We start from the raw sequence: 18438 nt of genomic DNA, 5'->3' as shown, positions 1-18438 counted from the left end.
ACAGCGGGGGTTCCGGGCCTTCTCTGGCCGGGCTTCACTGACACAGCACCCCGGCCGAGCCGACCGGCCCGGCCGGCCTACCAGTGGAGGAGGACCCATGCCGGTTCCCGTCCCGCTCCCGTCCACCGTGACCACGCCTTCCACCGTGGCGGCGGCGGCCGCCGTGACCGTCCCGGCCGGTGATCTGGTGCGCGCCCGCACCCTGATCATCGCCGCCCGCTCGCGCACCGCCACCCCCTCGGACGGCGGCGGCACCGGCAAGACCGACACCAACGACTGACGGACGGATTCGGACGCGATGACGACGACGTCGATCGCGGCATGCCTGGGCGGGGACTTCCCCGCCCAGGCACTGCACCGCGACTTCCGCCACTTCCCCCGCGCCGTGGACGTGGCCGGGCTGATGACCTGGGACGACCTCAACAAGCTGCTGGCCACCCACCGGCTGGAGCCGCCCCGGCTGCGGCTGCACCAGGGCGGCCCGCCGCTCCACGTGGCCGACTACACCCTGCCGGTCCCCACCCGCCGTCACACCGTGTGGCGGCGCCTCCTGCCCGCCGAGCTGCACGCCCGCCTCGCGGACGGCGCCTCCCTCGTCCTGGACTCGGTGGACGAGATGCACCGCCCCCTCGGCCGGCTCACCGAGGACATCGAGCGCGCCCTGCGCACCCACGTGCAGGCCAACCTCTACGCGTCGTGGACGGGCACCGAGGGATTCGGCGTCCACTGGGACGACCACGACACCGTGGTCGTCCAGCTCGACGGCAGCAAGCACTGGACGCTGTACGGCACCACCCGGCCCTACCCGCTGCACACCGACATCGAGGCGTCCACTGAGCCGCCCGGCGAACCGGTGGCCGACCTCGTGCTCCAGGCGGGCGACGTGCTCTACGTCCCGCGCGGCATCTGGCACGCGGTCTCCGCCGACCAGGGCACCCGCTCCCTGCACGTCACCTGCGGACTGCAGACCCACACCGCCTCCGACCTCATCGGCTGGGTGAGCGAGCAACTGCTCGCGCACGAGACGTGGCGCCGCGACCTGCCCCGCCTCGCCACCCCCGCCGAGCAGGCCGAAGCCCTGCACGACCTGCGCAAGCTGCTGGCCGGGCAACTGGACGACCCCCGGCTGATCGCCCGCTACACCACGGCGATGGACGGCCGCGATCTGGGCCGGATGGTCCCGAGCCTGCCCCACGTCGGCGCCATCCCCGCCGACCCCGAACTCCGGGTCCGCCTGACCACCGCGCGCGCCGTGCTGGAGAGCACCGACGACGCGGTCACCCTCGCGGCAGCCGGGAGCACCTACGAGTTCGACCCCGCCGCCGAGGCCGTCCTCCGGCCCCTGGTGGCGGGCGAGACCGTGGCGCTGGCCACGCTCGCCGCAGGCGCCGGCCTCGATGTCGAGTCCATCACCGGCCTAGTGCAGGAGCTGGTGACCGGTCAGGCCGCCGTCGTGGGGCGGATGCCGTGACCGACCTCGCCCTGGGCACCTACCGGTGCCGGGCCATCCCGGAGACGGCCGCCCGCGCGGCCGCCTCCGGCGCGTGGATCGACACCGCCCCCAACTACGCGCAGGGCCGGGCCCACGCCCTGCTCGCCCCCACCCTGGCCGCCCACCCCGCAAGCCGCGTCTCCACCAAGGCCGGGTTCTTCACCGCCACCACCGGCGCCGACGCCGTACGCGCGCGTGTCCTCGACGGCGCGCGGGCCGCCACCGGCCACAGCCTCGCCCCCGACTACCTCCGCTGGCAGCTGGACCGCAACCGCGCCGAACTCGGCCGCGAGCGGCTGGACCTGGTGCTGCTGCACAACCCCGAGCGCGCCCACCACGGCGACCGCGCCGCCCTGCACCAGGTGCTCCGTGACGCTTTCACCGTCCTGGAAGAGGCGGCGGCCGCCGGGCACCTGACCGGCTACGGGGTCGCCACCTGGCACGGCTTCACGGACGGCCTGTTCACCGTGGCCGACCTGCTCGCCCTGGCCGCCGACGCGGCGGGCACGGACGCCCACCACCTGGCGGCCGTCCAGCTCCCCGTCAGCCTCGTCGTGCTCGGCCCCCTGCTCCAGGCCCTCGACGGCCACGGCCCCCTCGCGGACGCCGCGGCCGCGAACCTCACGGTGATGGCCTCCGCACCGCTGCACGGCGGCGAACTACCGAGGATCACCGGCCCCGAGCTGGCCGACCTGATCCGCCCCGGGCTCACCCCGGCGCAGGCGTGTCTCCTCACCATCGCATCGTGCCCGGGGGTGACACAGCTCCTCGTCGCCGCCTCAAGTGCGCCACACTGGGAGGAAGCGGCCGTAGCGGTCGCCCAACCCCCGCTGGACGCCACTCGGTTACGGGAGATCGCCGGTGTACTCACCTCCGCATGACCCCGCCGTCGAGGCCGCGATGCGCGCCCACCACGCACGCGCCGCCCACGCCCTCGGCGCCGAGCTGGAGTCCGGCGCCGAGTTCTGGGGCTGGGCCGGACGCACCCTGGGTGCCCCGGTCCGCACCGCCACCGGCCGGCCCGCCTGGCTGCGCCTGGCCTCCGCCCCCGCCGGCAAGGCCACCGGCAAGCTCTGGGAGGGTACGACGGCCGCCGAGCACGCCCTCGGGGACCTCGGCGGCCGCCGCCCCGCCCTCCTCGGCCTGCACGACGCCACCGAGGACGGCACCGCCTACCGGGCCGAGCTGTCCGCGCGGGTCGACGCCCCCGTCCTGTCCGCCACACCGGAGCTGCGCCAGGACCCCGGCCTGCCCGACGGCTGGTGGACCGACCTCGCCGACACCCTCGACAAGCTCGCCGCCTCCCCCGCCGACGACCGCATCGCCGTCCGGACCCCGTACATGGAACGGGCGATCCCCCAGTTCGTCGGCATCCCCGCCCCTCACGCGCCTCACTGGACCACCGCCCACGCGGACCTCCACTGGGCCAACCTCACCGGCCCCGACCTGCGCATCCTGGACTGGGAGGGCTGGGGCTCGGCTCCGGCCGGCTTCGACGCCGCCATGCTCTACGCCTATTCCCTGACCCACCCGGCGACCGCCGCCCGCGTCCACGCGGCCTTCCCGATCCTCGAAAGCCGCGCCGCCCTGGCCGCCGAGGCCACCGTGTGCGCCATGCTCCTGCAGACCGTGGACCGAGGCGACAACCTCGACCTCGCCGGACCCCTGCGCGTATGGGCCGCCGAACTGCGCGACAGGACGGTCTGAAGCCGGCCGCGCCCGGGGATACACTGCCCGCCCCACCCGCGCCCGCCCCACCCGCCTGGAGGTCAACCGGTGTTCCCCGCAAGGGTAGTTGTAGGCGTTCCGCTCGCTCTGGCGGTTCTCGCTCTGTCCGGCTGCTCTCCCCTGCTGGGCTGTGAGGACACGACCACGAAGCGGGGCAGGGCGGCAGCCGAGGTGGGGGTCGTGGATCTGTACGGGCAGCCGGCCGATGTCACCGCCGAGATCGTCGACTGGCGTCTGGAACGCCACCCGCAGGTACCCGTCGAGGGCGACAAGGTCCACTTCCGCTTCCGTTTCCATGGCGTCGACGAGTTCACCGGCACCGCGCTGGACGTCTGCGCGGTGGACAAGAAGCGCGTGGCGCTGGGGTGCGACACGGTCTACTCCGTCGACTCGCTCCGGCCGGACGGCGGCGACACGGCCGACTCCTGGCTCACCGTCGACCACCCCCACCAGGTCACCGCGGTACTCCTGATCCCCAACGACCAGCACTTCACCGGCCGCACCTGCAACGAGGACCCCAAGGACGGCGGCGGCCCCCACCCCCCGGAGTCCCCCAAGCGGGGAGACCAGCTGTGAGCCGGGCGATGCGGACGTACACCGAAACCGCCCACGCCACGGCCGAAACCGCCCACGCCACGGCCGGAACCGCCCACGCCCCGGCCGAAACCGCCCACCACACCACGGTCGGGGAGCCGGCATGGGTCTGAAGACCTCGCTCCGGACGACACCCGCCCTGTGGGCCGCCCCGCTGGTCTGTTTCCTCGTCTGGTACGTCAGTGACTACGAGACGTCCGGCGGGCTCGCGTACTGGGGCGGCAACACCACCATCGCCGGACACGTCGTCCCCTTCTACGCCCCGGCCTGCGCGGCCTGTGCCGCGTGGCAGGCCGGCCGGCTGCGCAGGGCGGGTATCGCGCGCCTCGCCCCGGTCCGCGGCCGCTATGTGACCGCCGCCCAGGCGCTGTGGCCGGTCGCCCTGCTCGGCGTGCTCGGTGTCGGTGTCGCCCTGGCCACGGCCCGGCTCAACAGCGGCCCCGCCCGGGACTGGCCGCACCCCGGGGTCCTCGCCCTGTGCGGTCTGCTCATCGTCGTGCACTGTGTCATCGGGTACGTCGCGGGCAGCGCCCTGCCCAGGCTGCTCGCGCCGCCGCTGGTCCTGGTCGCCGACTATCTGGCACTCACCCTCCCGGTCACGACCACCGATCCGCTGTGGCTGCGCGAGATCACCGGCTGGCTGAACGAGCCGGTGAACGACCTCACGTCCGCGGTCAACCCCATGGCGCTCATCGCCCCCGCGCTCCTGGCCGCCGGCATCGCGGCCGCCGTCGTCGTAGGGGCCGAGCTGCGCTCGCGCACCCGCGCGCCGCTGCCCGTGTCGCTGGGCTGTGCCGCCGTCTGCCTGGCCGTCTTCGCCGCCGCGGCCGTGTGGCCGGTACGGAACTGGGACGGGCAGCCCCCTGTGTACGCCCGCACCGACGCCCCGGTCTGCTCGGGCCACGCGCCCCGGATCTGCGTACCCACCGAGCTGTCCCCCGACCTGCCCCGGCTCGGGGACACCGCGCATCGGGTGCTGCCCCGCCTGGACGCGGCCGGTGTCGCCCGGCCCCGGACGCTCGCCCTGGTGTCGGAGACCGTCGAGGTTCCGTCCACCACCTGGCGGCTGAACCTGCGGCCCGGCCTCACATCGCACCAGATCACGGCCGGTGTGGCGGTCGCCGCGCTCCCCGAGTTCCCCGCCTGCCGCCGCTACGTCGGCAACCCGCTGATGCTCCAGGGCTGGCTCATGTTCCGGGCGGGACTCGACGCCGGGCACGTCTCACCGGCCGTGGGACAGGCCGTCGTACGCACGCTCCAACACCGGGTCCTGACTCTGCCGGTGAGCAGGCAGGGCGACTGGTACCGGCTGAACGTGCGGCGGATGACCGAGTGCCGCCCCGCCGCGGGCACCGACGTCGACTACGCCTCGAAGCACGGGAGTTGAGGACATGCTCCTGTGGTCCAAGGCCCGCATCCTGCCCGTCCTCCTCGCCGCGTTCTCGGCCTCCGTGGTGTTCGCCCTGCTCGCCAAGGACACGCTGGTCGCACTGCCCACCCTCGGCACGGACGCGGGGCGCCCCCTCATCCTGTTCGCCCCGCTGCTGACGTGCATGGGACTCGCCTACTGCCTCGGCTCGTCCCTTCCCTCGGCCGAGTCGACCGGCACCCGCCGTGTCACCACCCTCGACCAGGTCCTCGTCGTCTGCACCGGCCTCGCGGCCGTGGCGTCGAGCACGCTCATCGCCACCCTGACCGCCGCCCCGTCGGTCGCCACGGCGGGGCGAAACACCCTCTTCCTCGCCGGACTGATGCTGTGCGTCCGGGCTCTGGCGGGACATCAGTTCGCCGTCATCACCCCCGCCGCCTGGGTGATCGCCATGACCCTGATCGGCTCGGACCCGGCGGGCCACGACCGCCCGTGGACGGTGATCCTCATGCCGCCGTCCCACACCGGTGCCCTCGTCGTCGCGGTGGCCGTGTTCGCGACGGGACTGGCCCTGCTGCCCGTACGACCGCAGGTGGCGGACGCCGAGTAGGCGGCGCGCGGTGACCCCCGATCACCACCCCCCCTCACCATCCCCACACCCCCCACCCCTAACATCCGCTACGTGTACGACGTGTGCACGTCAGCCGCAGTCGCGGCGCAGGGTGAGGGGATCACATGACAGCGGAAGCAGGGGGCGCCCGGAAGCCCCGGGGGAGACGGGCGCGGGTGTGGATCGCGGCCGGGACCGTGCTGGTGGGAGGGACGGGGGCGGCGGTCGCGCTGCACGGGTCCTCCTCGGACGACGGCAACGCGGGAGCGGCGTCGCGCGTGGTGCACACCTCCGTGGACTCGCTCGGGCTGAGCGGCGGTGAGAACGGCGCGCAGGCGCTCTCCGCCCGCTCGACCAAGCCGTTCCGGATGCTGGCGGTCAGCTGGAGCGACACCCACGCGCAGCTGGACGGCACGGTCGAGGTGCGCACGAAGTCGTCGGCGTCCGGGAAGTGGAGCGACTGGCAGCGGCTGTCGGCCGGGGACGCGCAGCCCGACCCGGCCGAGCGGGACCGGACCGGAGTGCGCGGCGCCACGGGACCGCTGTGGACCGAGCTGTCCGACGGCGTGGAGGTCCGTGTCCAGGGCAAGAGCGGTACGCACCCGCTGCCCAAGGGCCTGACCGTCGACCTGGTGGACCCGGGCAAGGCGAACTCCACCGCCAACGGCACCGGCACCACCGACCAGGCCGCCGCCGCCCCCGCCCTCCAGCCCGCCGGATACAGCGTGGACGGCGACGGGGACCCGACGGACACCCCCGCCGACCCCACCTCCCCGGAGCCGGAGGACACCGCCCCCACCGACACGCCGCCCTCGGACGAGACCTCGCCGTCGGACACCGCACCCGCGCCCGGCGAGACCGCGCCCGAGTCCCCGGCGACGACCGCCCCGGCGACCACCTCGCCGAGCACGAGCACGAGCACGAGCACGACCCCGGCCTCCCCCGCCCCGTCCGCCACCACCGCCACGCCGACCACACCCCCGAGCGCCCCCGGCTACCTGCCGTCGCTCGACGCCGCGTACCCGAGCTGCCCCAAGGCCTCCGCCGTACCGCGTACGGTCCCGAGCCCGGTGCCCGCCGCGCCCAGCACCACGAAGGTGCCCGCGCCGCCGGTGGTCAGCCGTGCGGCCTGGGGTGCCGACGAGTGCGCGCGGGACGCGGGTTACCCGGACTACGGCAAGCAGGTGAAGGTGGCGTTCGTCCACCACACCGACACCACGAACGACTACTCCTGCACCGACTCCCCGTCGATCGTGCGGAGCCTGTACGCGCTGCATCTGCACCAGGGCTGGCGCGACCTCGGCTACAACTTCCTGGTCGACAAGTGCGGCACGGTCTTCGAGGGCCGCTTCGGCGGGACCGCGATGCCGGTGGTCGGCGCGCAGACGTACGGCTTCAACACCGACTCCATGGGCATCGCCGCGATCGGTACGTACACCGACCTCAGCGGCGGTGACGCGGCGAGCAGCACCATCAAGGGCGCCACGCCCAGCCAGGCCATGCTGACGTCCATAGCCCGCGTGGCCGCCTGGAAGCTGGGCATGTCCGGCATCAGCCCGACGGCGACCAGCACGCTCACCGAGGGCAGCAAGGACAGTTACGGCTTCACGTTCGGCAAGAGCTACACCCTGAACGCGGTCTCCGGGCACCGCAACGGCTTCGCCACCGACTGCCCCGGCAACCAGCTGTACGCCAAGCTCGCCGACATCCGCTCCTACGCGACGGGCCCCGCCACCGGCGTCACCGTGACCGGTGTCGACGCGGCGGGCGGCACCGCCAAGTCGGGCACCGCGTACGTCACCGGCACCAAGGCGACGGTCCGCTGGAGCACCACCACCCCCGCCGCGCTGCTGACCGGCGCGGAGGTCCTGGTGGACGGCAAGAGCGTGGCGAAGGCGTCGGGGAGTGCCACCTCGGCGGCGGTCACGCTGACCGGGGGCCGGCACACCGTGCAGGTACGGGTGACGCACCTCGCCGGGAAGACGACGACGTCGGCGTCGGCCACCGTGATCGCGGACACCACCGCGCCGACCTACCCGACCGCGCCGTCCGCCAAGCTGCGTACGGGCACGGTGAACACGGCGGGTATCCCGGTCACGGTCTCCTGGAAGGCAGCCGACGACAACGGTCTGCGCTCCCAGGCCGCCACCTCGCCGACGGCTGCGGCTCTGACGAGTACGGCCACCAGCTGGTCCACGACCGCCAAGGCGGCCACGTCGACCAAGTTCGCCCTCAAGGCGACCGACTTCGCGGGCATCACGGCCACCGCCTCCGTCACCCGGACCGCGACGCTCGTCCAGGAGAGTGCGGCCAAAACGACGGGCACCTGGACGAAGAAGTCCAGCAGCAGCTACCTGGGCGGCGCCTCGCTCGGTTCCTCGGCCAAGAACGCGTCCCTGACCTGGACCTTCAAGGGCCGCTCGGTGGCCTGGATCGCCTCCCGCGCCTCCACCTCGGGCCAGGTCAAGATCTACCTCGACGGCACCCTCCAGTCGACGGTCGACCTGAAGTCCGCCACCACGCAGTACCGCCAGGCGATGTGGACGAAGTCCTGGAGCGGCGCGGCGCAGCACACGCTGAAGATCGTGGTCGTCGGCACGTCGGGCCGTCCGGCGGTCACGACGGACGGGATCGCGGTCCTGAACTGACGCGAGCACGGCCGCGGCCGGCATAGAACACCGGCTGCGGAAAGAACGGGGGGTGCGAGGAATCGCACCCCCCGTTCGCATGTCCCCGACGCTCCTGCGCATCCCGGGAAGCTCTGGCTAGGCTGCGGGTGAAGCCTTTCGGGAGGGGTCATGGCGAAGATCACCATCACGCTGGACAGCGATCTGGCCATCGAGGTCATGCTGCTGGCCGGTGCCAGGAGTCCGCAGGACGCGGTCGAGCTGATCGTCCGGGACTACCTGGCGCGGGGTCACCGCACCGAGGCCCGTACGGGGAACGCCGCCGACCAGGAGCGCTTCGCCGACCGGCGCTCGGCGCCGGAAGAGGGCCGCTGAGCATGGAGTACCGACGGAAGCGGCAGTCATGAACCAGGACCGTGTCATCCGGCTCGCAGTGCTCTGCGCTTTTGGAATCCTCTCCTACCTCGTCCTCCCGAGCGGATGGGAACTGGCGTCTCTCCCTGTCGCCCTCGCCTGCGCGACCCTCGTCACGCGTGGTCCTCGGCCGCGCGGAGCCGGTCGGCCGCCGAAGGAGAACCCCGCTCCCCGCCGAGACCGCGCCGGCGGTGACGCCCGAGGTCCGGCAGGACCGTGCCCAGGCCCCCCAACGCCATGACCGCGCCGAGCCACAGCGGAGCGCGCAGCCCCCACGTGCCGATCGCGACGGCGCCGAGGGAGGAGCCCAGGATGATGCCGAGGGTGATGAAGGACGTGTGCACGGTGTTGACCAGCGGCCCCGCGTTGCCGGCGCGCTGGACGCGGGTCGCCATGGCCGGGTTCATGGTGACGCCGGCCAGCCCGATGCCCAGCACGCACAGCACGGCCGGTACGGGCAGCTCGGCGAACAGGGCGAACCCGGTCAGGAACCCGGTGTTGAGGACGAGCCCCACGGCGAGCACCAGGGCGGTGTGCCGGTCGGCGAAGCGCCCGACGACGTGGTTGCCCACGACCGTCGCGGCCCCGTAGGCGATCAGCAGGACGGGGACGGTGCCGGCGGAGAAGCCGGTGAGACCGGTGAGGATCGGGTTGAAGTAGCTGAAGGCGGAGAAGGTCGCGCCGATGATCAGCGTGCTGGTGGACAGCACCAGCCACAGCCGGGGCCTCCTGAAGACGCCGAGCTCCTGCCGGAACCCGCCGTCGCCCCCGGTGGGCGGGATGCGGGGTACGCCGGCCAGGGTGGCCCCGGCGGCGGCCACGGTGAGGACGGTGATCGTCCAGAACGCCGCGCGCCAGCCGAAGCGTTCGCCGGTCAGGGTGGCGACGGGCAGTCCGAGCAGGGTCCCGAGCGTGAGCCCGTTCATGGCCACCGCGATCGCGCGGCCGCGCACCTCGGGGCGGGTGAGCCGCGCGCACAGCGAGATGCCCACGCCGAAGAACGCCTGGCAGGCGACGCCGGTGACGATCCGGGCGGCCAGCATCGTGGGGTAACCGGTCGCGGTGGCGGCGAGGACGTTGCCCGCCAGGAAGACGGCGAACAGCGTCAACAGGGCGGTCCGGGGCGGGAGTCTGATGAGCGCCACGGTGAGGAACGGTCCGCCGGCCGCCATGGCGACGGCGAACGCGGTGATGAGGTAGCCGATCTGCGGGACGGTGGCGTCGAGACCTTCGGCCATCTGCGGCATCAGCCCGGCGACCGCGAACTCGCTGGTCACCATGGTGAAGATGCCGAGCGCCAGGACGTATACGGCACGGGGCACGGTTCGTTCTCCTGTCGGGCACGTTATGGACTGGTCAGTTCAAAACTCGGGTACGGGCACACACGCCCCAGGACGGGGCCGCGCGTCAGCGGGTCAGTGGATCAGCGCGTCAGTGGATCAGCGCGTCAGCACGTCAGCGCGTCGAGCGCGACTTCGGCGATCGACTCCAGCGCGGTCCGGTCGGCGCCGCCCTGGCTCGCGATGCGCATACCGCCGATCGCCGCGTTGACGAACCGGGCCAGCGCCTCGGCGTCCCGCCGGGAGGTGATGCTGCCGTCCCGGCGCCCCTCCTCGGCCACCGCGCGCAGCGCGGCGAGCCTGCGGGCCGTGTCGCGCTCCAGCATCCCCCCGGTCCGGCTGTCGCGGGCGGCGAGTTCGACGGTGGTGTTCACGGTCAGACAGCCCAGGCCGCGCCCGCCGGACCGGTGCTCGGTCTCCCCGTCGACGACCATGGCGAACAGGGCGCGGATGCGGTCGGCGGCGGCGCGCCGGGCGTCCTCCAGGACGGCCAGCTGGGCCGCGTTCATGGTGTCGATGTAGTGCGCCAGCGCCCGCGCGAACAGGTCCTGCTTGCTCTTGAACGTGTTGTAGACACTGCTGCGCCCCAGCCCCGTCGCCTCACACAGATCCTGGGTCGACGTGGCCTCGTACCCCTTCTCCCAGAAGGTGCGCATCGCCGCGTCCAGGGCGCGCTGCTCGTCGAACATCCTCGGTCGGGCCATGCGGCCAGCCTAACGGTTTTGGAACGACCGATGCAATACGACCGGGGGTCCAGGCGGGGTCCGGTCGGCGCTGCGCGGGCCGGCCGGGGAGCGGCCATGAACGCAAAAATCTTTGTCTCGAATTGAAGATAATTTGAGAACAAACGGCGGCTAGTCTCCCCGCAATTGACCAAGTCCCGCACAGCGGGCGGACGTTCAGGGGGTGGAGAGTGTCTGGGCACAACCCAGGACTCATCGGCAGAACGGTCATGGCTTTCGCGCTTGCCGCTTCTCTGTCGGCTGTCGCCGGCGGCATGAGCGAGGCGCGGGCGGGAGCGACCGTCTGTGAACTGGACGAAGGAGAGCTGGCCGTCAGTGACCTGCCCTCGGGCTCGTCCGTGATCCAGTGTGACGCGGTGGGGCGTGTCGTCACCTACGACAGCACCGGCGTGACGGTCCCCGAGCCCGGCACGGCGGTGAGCGTGGACGCGATGTCCACCGACGGCACGAGCCACGGCTTCACCATGGAGGTCGCCGCCGACGGCACGGTCTCCTACGACTTGACCAGCGCCAGCGTGGATCTCGACGGCACCGGGTCCGACAAGGCCGACGTTCTGGTGAACCCCGCCAGAACCGCCGGCGATCTCTCGCTGGAGCCGGACGACGCGGACGCCGACGCCTCCGACGCCGGCACGGGTGCCGAGGTGGCGGAGGTGGACGCCGCCGCGTCGCCCGGTGCGTGCAGCGACGGGACGTACGCGACCAAGGACCAGAAGGAATACGGCATCTACAACTGGTACATCGGCGACGGCGGCCTCCCCGCGGGACTGTCCAAGAGCGACGCGCTGTGGTCGTTCTACGAGGCGTTGGACAACATCACCGAGAGCAACAACAACTGCGGCTACAGCGACCAGGTCGGCGCGCACACGGCCAACTTCCTCGACTACACGAGCTACGAGGCCGACGTCAACAGCCGCGATCAGTGCACGTCCCGGGACGGGCTGAGCACCTGGGACGCGGGGAACCTCGCGAGCGGCACCGTGGCCATCACCTGCTCGTGGACGTGGCCCACACCCGGCGTCAAGAACGACCTGCGCGAGGCCGATGTCCGCTTCAACACGACGGACTACGACTTCACGAACAAGCCGACCGCCAGTTGCTCGAACAAATACGACGTCCGCAGCGTCGGTACTCATGAGGCCGGACACATCTTCGGGCTGAAGGACATCCACGGGGCCCACGAGAACCTCACCATGTACGACACGTCAATCCAGTGTTCGACACGGGCCAGGACGCTCGCCAAGGGGGACGTGCTCGGTCTCCGCAGCATCTACTGAACCGGGGCAGCCGCTCCAGGAGGGGGCACGTCGATGGGAATCGCACGCTCGGCCGGCCGGGCCGGACCCGCGGGGGCACTGCTCGTGGCGGTCATGGCCGTGATGTCCGCGGCCTGTACGTCATCGGGCGGCGGTGACGGCGGCGCGTCCGCGTCGTCCTGCGCGTACCGGGTCCAGTACGGGAACGGGACGTACGTGGGGGCGGAGGCCAAAGGGTTCGCGCGCGGGGACAGGCTGGGTGCCGCCACGCTGCCGCCCTGCGACGACACACCGAACGACGACGGTGACGGTCGAACGGCGCCGACTTCGACAACGGCCTACGAGATCAAGGGAGTCGACCCCAGTATCGCCATCACCCTGGAGCAGTCGTCCGACGACGTCATCTTCGTCAACGTCGACTCCGACAAGAAGCTGCCCGAGATCAAGAAACTGATCCACGGTTCCTGAGGCACCGGCGAGGTCCTGCCGCTCCTGGCGGGGCCTCGCCGGAACAGCGAGGCCCGGCGGGGGGAGTTCAGCCGGTGAAGCGGCCGGCCTTGACGCCGTCGAGGAAGGCGGTGAAGGCGGGGGCGGGGAGGTGGAGGACGGCTCCGCCGGGGACCTTGGAGTCGCGGACGGGGACGGTGCCGTGGGCGGGGGCGAGGTTGGTGGCGACCTCGACGCAGTCGCCGCCGTTGTTGCTGTAGGAGGACGTGAACCAGCGGGGGATGGTCATCCTGGTGCCCTTTCGGAGGTCAGACGGTGAGGTCTCCGGACTTGACGCCGTCGAGAAAGGCGGCGAAGGCGGGGGCGGGGAGACGGAGTACGGCTCCGCCGGGGACCTTGGAGTCACGGACCGGGACGATGCCGTGGGCGGGGGCGAGGTTGGTGGCGACCTCGACGCAGGCGCCGCCGTTACTGCTGTACGAGGACGTGAACCAGCGGGGAGAGCTGTTGGCCGTCATGAGTGCCCTTTCGAAGAGGCCTCGCCGCCCCTCGTGAAAGTGAGGAACGGCGAGACCATCGTAGGGAGTTCAGACGGTGAAGTCCCCGGACTTCAGGCCATTGACGAAGGCGGCGAAGGCGGGGGCGGGGATGTCCAGAACGGAACCGTCGATGACCTTGGAGTCACGGACGGGGACGATGCCGTGGACGGTGAGGAGGTTGGTGGCGACCTCGACGCAGGCGCCGCCGTTGTTGCTGTAAGAGGACTTGAACCAGCGGGGGGATTGGGTCGTCACGGGGTGCCCTTTCGTAACTTGCTGATCATTTCCACAGATGCTGCCTGGGAAAAAGATTCGGCCTGTAGTTGATGGTAGGCCGTCAGGACAGGCAGCACCGAAGTGGTTTCGCGGTCCAGGCGTCCCAGCGTCTGGGCTTCCGCGTAGCACGCCACGGACCGGTCGGGCATGGTCAGCAAGTAGACGGGGAGATCGAACGGCCGACGCTCCCCTATGTCGTACGGCGCCAGCTGGAGCACAGTGTTGGGGCGGCCCGCAAACTCAATCAGCCGGTCGAGCTGCGCGTCCATAACCTCAGGACCGCCGATGGTCCGTCGGATGCAGCTCTCGTCCATCACCACGAACACCATGGGTGGCCGGATCCGCTCCATAGCGGCCTGGCGCTCCGCCACGAACGAGACGCGCTCGGCGGCCTGTTCGGGGGTGATCGCGCCCCGCAGTACGGCACTGTCCGCGAGGACTTGGGCGTACTCTGGCGTCTGAAGCAGACCAGGGACGATACCGATCTCGAACACCCGGATCTCGGCCGCGCGCCCCTCCAGCCCCGCGTACTCCGGGAAGCCCTCCAGCAGCACGCCGTGCTTCATCTCGCGCCACCGGCGCTCGAACGCGTCACCGGTGCCCAGCGCCAGATCCGCACTGCGCGCAAAGCGCAAGGTCGGCATCTTACGACCAGTTTCAACCGATGAAATATGCGTGCTGGAATATTCCATCCGGGCCGCGAGGTCTTCCTGTTTCCACCCCCTCTCCTCCCGGCACTTGCGCAGATACGCGCCGAAGGCCGCTTGCGGCGAGGCGTCAGGGTTCAACTCCTTGATGTTCAAGGCGCGATCACCGACCTTCCGTTCGGGAGTGCCAAGTTGAAGGGTTCCCGACTGTAGGCCACGCTGAACGCCCTTGGTGGTGAAACCACTACGCAGAGGAGTCGTAAGTGTGTAGCGACGACGGTCATGTTGACGAAATCGAGCTCGCCGGCCCTGAACTCCCGGACATCGGCACCTTGATGGTGGACACCGGAAACAGAAACCGCGTGGGCGAGTTCCGTGGGGTGGAGGGCCGGTACTGGTTCCTCCGTCCCGTCTGCGGGGGCCTGGAGTGGGAGGCGGACCCGGAGCGGGTCCGCCCCGCCGACCAGGCGGAGCGCCTCCGCGCGGGGACGGCGCGGGCGAACGCGCGGAGCAGGGGCGAGTACCTCTGAGCGTGCGGCGTCACTTCGGAGAGGCCGGCCGGCGACTCCGTAGCCTCGGCGTGCCGGCCGTTCGAACCCTTCTCTCCATTCAGACGGGAGGCCCATGTACCACTGCAACGCCTCCGGCCCCTCACCCTGGTCGGACCCGCCGAACACGGAACCGCCCGGAGCGGTCCCGCCCGAGCAATACCCCCCGCACCTGTACGACCGCGTGGTCTGCGAGCTGGGCCGGGGCCACGACGGCGACTGCGCCGACCACGTGGGCGAGCTGAGCCCGGACGCCCAGCTGTGGGTCCTCTGGGAGGACGACCGCTTCACGTACGCCGTCCTCCGCCCCTGCTGCATGAGCGACCCGACCGTACCCCCCGTCCAACAGGAACCCTGCACCCTCTACGCCGGCCACACCCCGGGCCACTCCTGGCAGTTCACGGACATGCTGCACGGCTAGGGGGTGTCTCCTCGCCGAGGGACGGCAGCGGTACGTAAGCGGGGCGTCAGCCGGACGTGAGCGGCGGTCGGGATGCTTCACATGTCAGCAGGCCAGGCGGGGCAGCGGCTCGCCGCGCGTTCCGGGCCGCGACCGCACTTCCGTACTCGACCGCCGACCACTCGGGGAATCCACATGCGTACGACGTTCCGCTCCCGCAAGTCCGCCGCCACCCTCGGCGCCGCACTCACCGCCGTCCTCGCCCTCGCCCTCACCGCCTGCGACGGCGACGACACCGCGTCGGGCGGCACACGGGCCCGCCCCACCGCGTCGGCGGACGAGACGGGCGGGGCGGGCGGGACGGGCGGGGCGGGCGGCACGGGCAGCACGGGCGGGGCGGGCGGCAGCGGCGGGGCGGACCAGAGCGCCGGCGCCGGCACCGGCGGGAGCGGCCAGGGCGCCGGCACCGGCACCGGTGACACCGGCGAGGGCAAGGTCGACATGTGCCGCTCCGGCGTGCTCGACGCCACCGCCGCGAACAACACCACGGACGAGACGAACGGCGTCGTCACCGTCACCTTCAAGAACGTCGGCAGCGCCGACTGTCGCATCAGCGGCTTCCCGGGTGTCGATATCAAGACGTCCCTGGGCGACACCTTCTCCGTGGACCGCGACGGCGAGCAGGCCGTGCCGCAGATCCTCAAGGAGGGCGACACCGCCGCCTTCCACATCACGTACCCGGTCAACGACACCGGCGGCTCCGGCGTGCGGCTGACCGACATGGTGGTGACGCCCCCGAACGAGGTCGAGCCCTTCACCTTGCGGTGGCCGGCGGGCACGCTCGCCGTCACCGACGGCAAGGACGGCGGGAAGATGGAGCTCGGCCCGGTGAGCAAGGCCGGCTGACCCCGGGCGGTTCGCCTCGCCGTGCCGCAGGAGTGAAGCTCGCCCCCATGACGACAGACATCACCGTGCGCCCGGCCCGACCGACCCGGACACCGACCCCGCCGACGGCCCGAACGCCGAGGTGACCGCCGGCTTCACGGCTGCGGGCCGCTGCTCGATCCGGGGGTTTTCGGCATTTTTTCAGGCATGGGCGGTGGTGTTCGGGGATTCTGTCGAGGTACCTCCGAGAACCACGGTAAGGAGACCCCCCGTGCGCCGTCCGACCCGGAAAGCCTTCGCCGCCCTCATCGCCGCAGCCGGCCTCGCCCTCCCCCTCCTCACCCCCGCACCCGCCTCGGCCGCCACCACCACCAGCCGCTTCGCGAACTACCGCTACGGGGACTGCCTGCGCGAGACCTCCGAAACCGGCCTCAAGGGCGACCGCTGCACCACCGGACGCGGCAGCCTCCTGTGGCAGTGGAACGGCCGCCTCAACACCAGCACCACGCTCAAGAACGACTTCTGGGGCCGCTGCCTCGACAGCAACGACCGGGGCGACGTCTACCCCCTGCGCTGCAACGGCGGCTCGTACCAGAAGTGGCGCACCGTCCGGCCCGCCGCCCGCAGCGCCGTCATGCTCCAAAGCGTCGGCACGGGCCGCTGCGTCTACCAGCAGGACAACGGCTACTACCGCACCGCCCCCTGCGACCGAAAGGCCCAGAACCAACGCTTCACCATCGGCTGAACGGATCTCCCGACCGCTTCAAGACGCCGCGGTGACCGGCCCGGCGCCGTCGCGCGAAGAACGCCCAACGGGATGATCTTCTCGGGCCGCGGAATTTTTCGGGGAACGCGTCAACCTCGGGTGGGGCCGCACGTCTGGTGGGGTGAAAGGCGGTTACCGGCACGGGACTTCAGGTCCTCGTGCCGCCCGGCCGCCGGTCTTGTCCCCGCACTCTCTGGAGTCGTCTCCCATGCGGCACAACCGTCCCAAGAAGTCGAACCGTTCCCTGCGCACCTGGGTGCTGGGGTCGGCCGCCGGTCTCACCCTGGTGGCCGGCGGCGCCGTCGCCGCCCAGGCGGCCACCGCCGCCCACCCGACCCCGGCCAAGTCGGCCCCGGCCGACCCGAAGCCGGTGCCGTCCACCCCGGGCCACCAGACCTCCTCCGACACCGACCCCACCCCGGTCCCGGGCGACGCGAACGGCAAGCCGTACCCCACCCCGGTCCCCGGTGACGCCAACGGCAAGCCGTACCCGAAGCCGGTCCCGTCCACCCCGGGCCACCACGCCTCCACCCACACCTCCTCCCACACCGAGCCGACCCCGGTCCCGGGCGACGCGAACGGCAAGCCGTACCCCACCCCGGTCCCCGGTGACGCGAACGGCAAGCCCTACCCGGGTCACGCCACCCGCTGAGCCGCCGGCCACAGGTGCGGCGGGGCCGGAGCGGAGCCGGTCCCGCCGCACCTCCCGATGTGAACGAGGACGATGCAGCTCACCCTTGCCCTCCCCTGGTGGGCCCGGCTCCTGCGCCGCGCCCGGACCACCCCGTCCCCGGCGCCGGGCACGCCGGGCGCACCGGACGCGCCGCTCACCGGCCGGAGGCTCCGGCACCTGCGCCCGGTGGCCGGCCGGGACGGCGAGGGGGACGCCCCCACGCTCGCCGACCTGTACCGGACCCGGCGGCTCGACATGGTCCGGCTGGCCGCCTTCCTGGTGGACGACCTGCACACCGCCGAGGACGTCGTCCAGGACGCCTTCGCCGCCGTGTGCCGCCGGCACGGCGAACGGCTGGACAGCCTCCAGGACGCGAACGCCTACCTGCACACCGCGGTGCTCAACGCCGCCCGCTCGGTACTGCGCCGGCGGCGCACCGCGCGCGCCTACACCCCGCCGCACCAGGGCCCCGGGGCGCCGGTCGACGAGCTGCTGCTGCTCGCCGAGGAGCACCGGGAGGTCTTCGACGCGCTGGCGCAGCTCACCGGGCGCCAGCGCGAGGTACTGGTCCTGCGGTACTGGTCCGACCTGAGCGAGGCGCAGATCGCCGACGCCCTCGGTGTCTCCCGTGGGACCGTCAAGTCGACCGCGAGCCGCGCGCTCGCCACGCTGGGAAAGCTTCTGAAGGGGGACCGATGAGCGATCCGACGCCCATCGAGGAACGGCTGCGCGCCGCGCTCGAAGCGCGTGGGCGGCTCATCGACGCCCACGACCTGTCCCCGGCCCGCCCCCCTACGGGCAGAACCTGGGGCACCCGCCGAACACGCCGGGTCCTGTCCATCGCCGTCGCAGCCCTCGCGGCAGCCGCGGCCGCCGCCGTCCTCCTCCTCCCCTCCAACCCCCCGGACCACCTCCACCCGGCCCCACCCGCACGACAGTCCACCCCCACCGCGCCCCCGACCCCTTCCACCGACCCCCACCCCGTACCCTCGGCCGTCCCGTCCGGGCCCTAGGGGGTGGGTCAGCGGCGCCCTAGGGGGTGGGTCAGCGGCACTCAGGTCCTCGGCGGCGAGTCGCGGGGAAT

The 18438-nt window shown here is 72.1% G+C and carries 24 protein-coding genes; 18 read left to right on the top strand and 6 right to left on the bottom strand.

The window, feature by feature from the left end; all coding sequences use genetic code 11:
- Positions 1 to 97: 97 nt before the first annotated feature.
- The 9 genes from AB0898_RS08170 (at position 98) to AB0898_RS08130 (ending at position 8795) form a co-directional block, all read left to right on the top strand.
- Positions 98 to 280, top strand: coding sequence for a hypothetical protein (locus AB0898_RS08170; RefSeq protein ID WP_366802006.1), 183 nt, complete (start codon positions 98 to 100; stop codon positions 278 to 280).
- An 18-nt stretch (positions 281 to 298) separates the two neighbouring features.
- Positions 299 to 1471 carry a JmjC domain-containing protein gene (locus AB0898_RS08165; RefSeq protein WP_366802005.1) on the top strand — a complete coding sequence of 391 codons (1173 nt, stop codon included), beginning with the start codon at positions 299 to 301 and terminating at the stop codon, positions 1469 to 1471.
- Positions 1468 to 2373, top strand: coding sequence for an aldo/keto reductase (locus tag AB0898_RS08160; protein ID WP_366802004.1), 906 nt, complete (start codon positions 1468 to 1470; stop codon positions 2371 to 2373). Before AB0898_RS08165 ends, AB0898_RS08160 begins: the two co-directional genes overlap by 4 nt.
- Positions 2354 to 3199, top strand: coding sequence for a hypothetical protein (locus AB0898_RS08155; RefSeq protein WP_366802003.1), 846 nt, complete (start codon positions 2354 to 2356; stop codon positions 3197 to 3199). The genes AB0898_RS08160 and AB0898_RS08155 overlap by 20 nt, the downstream gene beginning before the upstream one ends.
- 201 nt (positions 3200 to 3400) lie before the next feature.
- Positions 3401 to 3796, top strand: coding sequence for a hypothetical protein (locus AB0898_RS08150; protein WP_366802002.1), 396 nt, complete (start codon positions 3401 to 3403; stop codon positions 3794 to 3796).
- A 121-nt stretch (positions 3797 to 3917) separates the two neighbouring features.
- On the top strand, positions 3918 to 5201 hold the full coding sequence (locus AB0898_RS08145) for a hypothetical protein (RefSeq protein WP_366802001.1): 1284 nt from the start codon (positions 3918 to 3920) through the stop codon (positions 5199 to 5201).
- Between the two features lie 4 nt (positions 5202 to 5205).
- Complete coding sequence (locus tag AB0898_RS08140) at positions 5206 to 5793, top strand: hypothetical protein (protein ID WP_366802000.1); 588 nt, start codon at positions 5206 to 5208, stop codon at positions 5791 to 5793.
- Positions 5794 to 5918: 125 nt separating this feature from the next.
- Positions 5919 to 8441 (top strand): N-acetylmuramoyl-L-alanine amidase, encoded by a 2523-nt coding sequence (locus tag AB0898_RS08135; RefSeq protein ID WP_366801999.1) that lies wholly within the window; start codon positions 5919 to 5921, stop codon positions 8439 to 8441.
- A gap of 150 nt (positions 8442 to 8591) precedes the next feature.
- Positions 8592 to 8795 carry a hypothetical protein gene (locus AB0898_RS08130; protein ID WP_366801998.1) on the top strand — a complete coding sequence of 68 codons (204 nt, stop codon included), beginning with the start codon at positions 8592 to 8594 and terminating at the stop codon, positions 8793 to 8795.
- A 152-nt stretch (positions 8796 to 8947) separates the two neighbouring features.
- Here AB0898_RS08130 and AB0898_RS08125 read toward each other — a convergent pair whose 3' ends face one another.
- Positions 8948 to 10156: an MFS transporter gene (locus AB0898_RS08125; protein WP_366801997.1), complete on the bottom strand. Its 1209-nt coding sequence runs from the start codon at positions 10154 to 10156 to the stop codon at positions 8948 to 8950.
- 125 nt (positions 10157 to 10281) lie between these two features.
- Entirely contained in the window at positions 10282 to 10878 is a 597-nt protein-coding gene (locus AB0898_RS08120; RefSeq protein ID WP_366801996.1) for a helix-turn-helix domain-containing protein, read from the bottom strand.
- A gap of 248 nt (positions 10879 to 11126) precedes the next feature.
- Here AB0898_RS08120 and AB0898_RS08115 point away from each other — a divergent pair, with 248 nt between their 5' ends.
- Both AB0898_RS08115 and AB0898_RS08110 read left to right on the top strand, forming a co-directional pair.
- Entirely contained in the window at positions 11127 to 12194 is a 1068-nt protein-coding gene (locus AB0898_RS08115; protein ID WP_366801995.1) for a matrixin family metalloprotease, read from the top strand.
- Between the two features lie 33 nt (positions 12195 to 12227).
- Positions 12228 to 12641 carry a DUF6281 family protein gene (locus tag AB0898_RS08110; RefSeq protein ID WP_366801994.1) on the top strand — a complete coding sequence of 138 codons (414 nt, stop codon included), beginning with the start codon at positions 12228 to 12230 and terminating at the stop codon, positions 12639 to 12641.
- A gap of 67 nt (positions 12642 to 12708) precedes the next feature.
- Here AB0898_RS08110 and AB0898_RS08105 read toward each other — a convergent pair whose 3' ends face one another.
- From AB0898_RS08105 to AB0898_RS08090, 4 genes are all read right to left on the bottom strand, one after another.
- Positions 12709 to 12909 (bottom strand): DUF397 domain-containing protein, encoded by a 201-nt coding sequence (locus AB0898_RS08105; RefSeq protein WP_366801993.1) that lies wholly within the window; start codon positions 12907 to 12909, stop codon positions 12709 to 12711.
- A gap of 19 nt (positions 12910 to 12928) precedes the next feature.
- Positions 12929 to 13138, bottom strand: coding sequence for a DUF397 domain-containing protein (locus AB0898_RS08100; RefSeq protein WP_366801992.1), 210 nt, complete (start codon positions 13136 to 13138; stop codon positions 12929 to 12931).
- 69 nt (positions 13139 to 13207) lie between these two features.
- Positions 13208 to 13414 carry a DUF397 domain-containing protein gene (locus AB0898_RS08095; RefSeq protein WP_366801991.1) on the bottom strand — a complete coding sequence of 69 codons (207 nt, stop codon included), beginning with the start codon at positions 13412 to 13414 and terminating at the stop codon, positions 13208 to 13210.
- Positions 13411 to 14238 (bottom strand): helix-turn-helix transcriptional regulator, encoded by an 828-nt coding sequence (locus tag AB0898_RS08090; protein ID WP_366801990.1) that lies wholly within the window; start codon positions 14236 to 14238, stop codon positions 13411 to 13413. The genes AB0898_RS08095 and AB0898_RS08090 overlap by 4 nt, the downstream gene beginning before the upstream one ends.
- 179 nt (positions 14239 to 14417) lie before the next feature.
- Between AB0898_RS08090 and AB0898_RS08085 the strand changes: the two genes are divergently transcribed.
- From AB0898_RS08085 to AB0898_RS08055, 7 genes are all read left to right on the top strand, one after another.
- Entirely contained in the window at positions 14418 to 14612 is a 195-nt protein-coding gene (locus tag AB0898_RS08085; RefSeq protein ID WP_366802208.1) for a hypothetical protein, read from the top strand.
- Positions 14613 to 14706: 94 nt separating this feature from the next.
- Entirely contained in the window at positions 14707 to 15051 is a 345-nt protein-coding gene (locus AB0898_RS08080) for a hypothetical protein (protein ID WP_366801989.1), read from the top strand.
- A 174-nt stretch (positions 15052 to 15225) separates the two neighbouring features.
- A complete protein-coding gene (locus AB0898_RS08075; protein ID WP_366801988.1) occupies positions 15226 to 15936 on the top strand; it encodes a DUF4232 domain-containing protein in 711 nt (236 codons plus the stop codon).
- 250 nt (positions 15937 to 16186) lie between these two features.
- Positions 16187 to 16660, top strand: coding sequence for a hypothetical protein (locus AB0898_RS08070; RefSeq protein WP_366801987.1), 474 nt, complete (start codon positions 16187 to 16189; stop codon positions 16658 to 16660).
- 229 nt (positions 16661 to 16889) lie between these two features.
- Positions 16890 to 17333 (top strand): hypothetical protein, encoded by a 444-nt coding sequence (locus tag AB0898_RS08065; RefSeq protein ID WP_366801986.1) that lies wholly within the window; start codon positions 16890 to 16892, stop codon positions 17331 to 17333.
- Positions 17334 to 17405: 72 nt separating this feature from the next.
- Positions 17406 to 18053 carry a SigE family RNA polymerase sigma factor gene (locus AB0898_RS08060; RefSeq protein WP_366801985.1) on the top strand — a complete coding sequence of 216 codons (648 nt, stop codon included), beginning with the start codon at positions 17406 to 17408 and terminating at the stop codon, positions 18051 to 18053.
- The gene (locus tag AB0898_RS08055; protein WP_366801984.1) at positions 18050 to 18367 is read left to right on the top strand and encodes a hypothetical protein; all 318 of its coding nucleotides are present in this window, start codon (positions 18050 to 18052) and stop codon (positions 18365 to 18367) included. Before AB0898_RS08060 ends, AB0898_RS08055 begins: the two co-directional genes overlap by 4 nt.
- The last annotated feature ends 71 nt before the right edge of the window (positions 18368 to 18438 follow it).

The sequence above is a fragment of the Streptomyces sp. NPDC005435 genome (assembly GCF_040703155.1).
In the GTDB taxonomy this organism is placed as follows: Bacteria; Actinomycetota; Actinomycetes; order Streptomycetales; family Streptomycetaceae; genus Streptomyces.
This window is presented reverse-complemented; position numbering and strand designations above follow the sequence as displayed.

What these genes read in the sequence shown, in the direction of transcription:
- AB0898_RS08060 (WP_366801985.1), top strand. Translation starts at nt 17,406, where the DNA reads ATGCAGCTCACCCTTGCCCTCCCCTGGTGGGCCCGGCTCCTGCGCCGC.
- AB0898_RS08130 (WP_366801998.1), top strand. Translation starts at nt 8,592, where the DNA reads ATGGCGAAGATCACCATCACGCTGGACAGCGATCTGGCCATCGAGGTC.
- AB0898_RS08080 (WP_366801989.1), top strand. Translation starts at nt 14,707, where the DNA reads ATGTACCACTGCAACGCCTCCGGCCCCTCACCCTGGTCGGACCCGCCG.
- AB0898_RS08170 (WP_366802006.1), top strand. Translation starts at nt 98, where the DNA reads ATGCCGGTTCCCGTCCCGCTCCCGTCCACCGTGACCACGCCTTCCACC.
- AB0898_RS08065 (WP_366801986.1), top strand. Translation starts at nt 16,890, where the DNA reads ATGCGGCACAACCGTCCCAAGAAGTCGAACCGTTCCCTGCGCACCTGG.
- AB0898_RS08140 (WP_366802000.1), top strand. Translation starts at nt 5,206, where the DNA reads ATGCTCCTGTGGTCCAAGGCCCGCATCCTGCCCGTCCTCCTCGCCGCG.
- AB0898_RS08120 (WP_366801996.1), bottom strand. Translation starts at nt 10,878, where the DNA reads ATGGCCCGACCGAGGATGTTCGACGAGCAGCGCGCCCTGGACGCGGCG.
- AB0898_RS08105 (WP_366801993.1), bottom strand. Translation starts at nt 12,909, where the DNA reads ATGACCATCCCCCGCTGGTTCACGTCCTCCTACAGCAACAACGGCGGC.
- AB0898_RS08055 (WP_366801984.1), top strand. Translation starts at nt 18,050, where the DNA reads ATGAGCGATCCGACGCCCATCGAGGAACGGCTGCGCGCCGCGCTCGAA.
- AB0898_RS08085 (WP_366802208.1), top strand. Translation starts at nt 14,418, where the DNA reads ATGGTGGACACCGGAAACAGAAACCGCGTGGGCGAGTTCCGTGGGGTG.
- AB0898_RS08110 (WP_366801994.1), top strand. Translation starts at nt 12,228, where the DNA reads ATGGGAATCGCACGCTCGGCCGGCCGGGCCGGACCCGCGGGGGCACTG.
- AB0898_RS08100 (WP_366801992.1), bottom strand. Translation starts at nt 13,138, where the DNA reads ATGACGGCCAACAGCTCTCCCCGCTGGTTCACGTCCTCGTACAGCAGT.
- AB0898_RS08165 (WP_366802005.1), top strand. Translation starts at nt 299, where the DNA reads ATGACGACGACGTCGATCGCGGCATGCCTGGGCGGGGACTTCCCCGCC.
- AB0898_RS08075 (WP_366801988.1), top strand. Translation starts at nt 15,226, where the DNA reads ATGCGTACGACGTTCCGCTCCCGCAAGTCCGCCGCCACCCTCGGCGCC.
- AB0898_RS08135 (WP_366801999.1), top strand. Translation starts at nt 5,919, where the DNA reads ATGACAGCGGAAGCAGGGGGCGCCCGGAAGCCCCGGGGGAGACGGGCG.
- AB0898_RS08145 (WP_366802001.1), top strand. Translation starts at nt 3,918, where the DNA reads ATGGGTCTGAAGACCTCGCTCCGGACGACACCCGCCCTGTGGGCCGCC.
- AB0898_RS08115 (WP_366801995.1), top strand. Translation starts at nt 11,127, where the DNA reads ATGGCTTTCGCGCTTGCCGCTTCTCTGTCGGCTGTCGCCGGCGGCATG.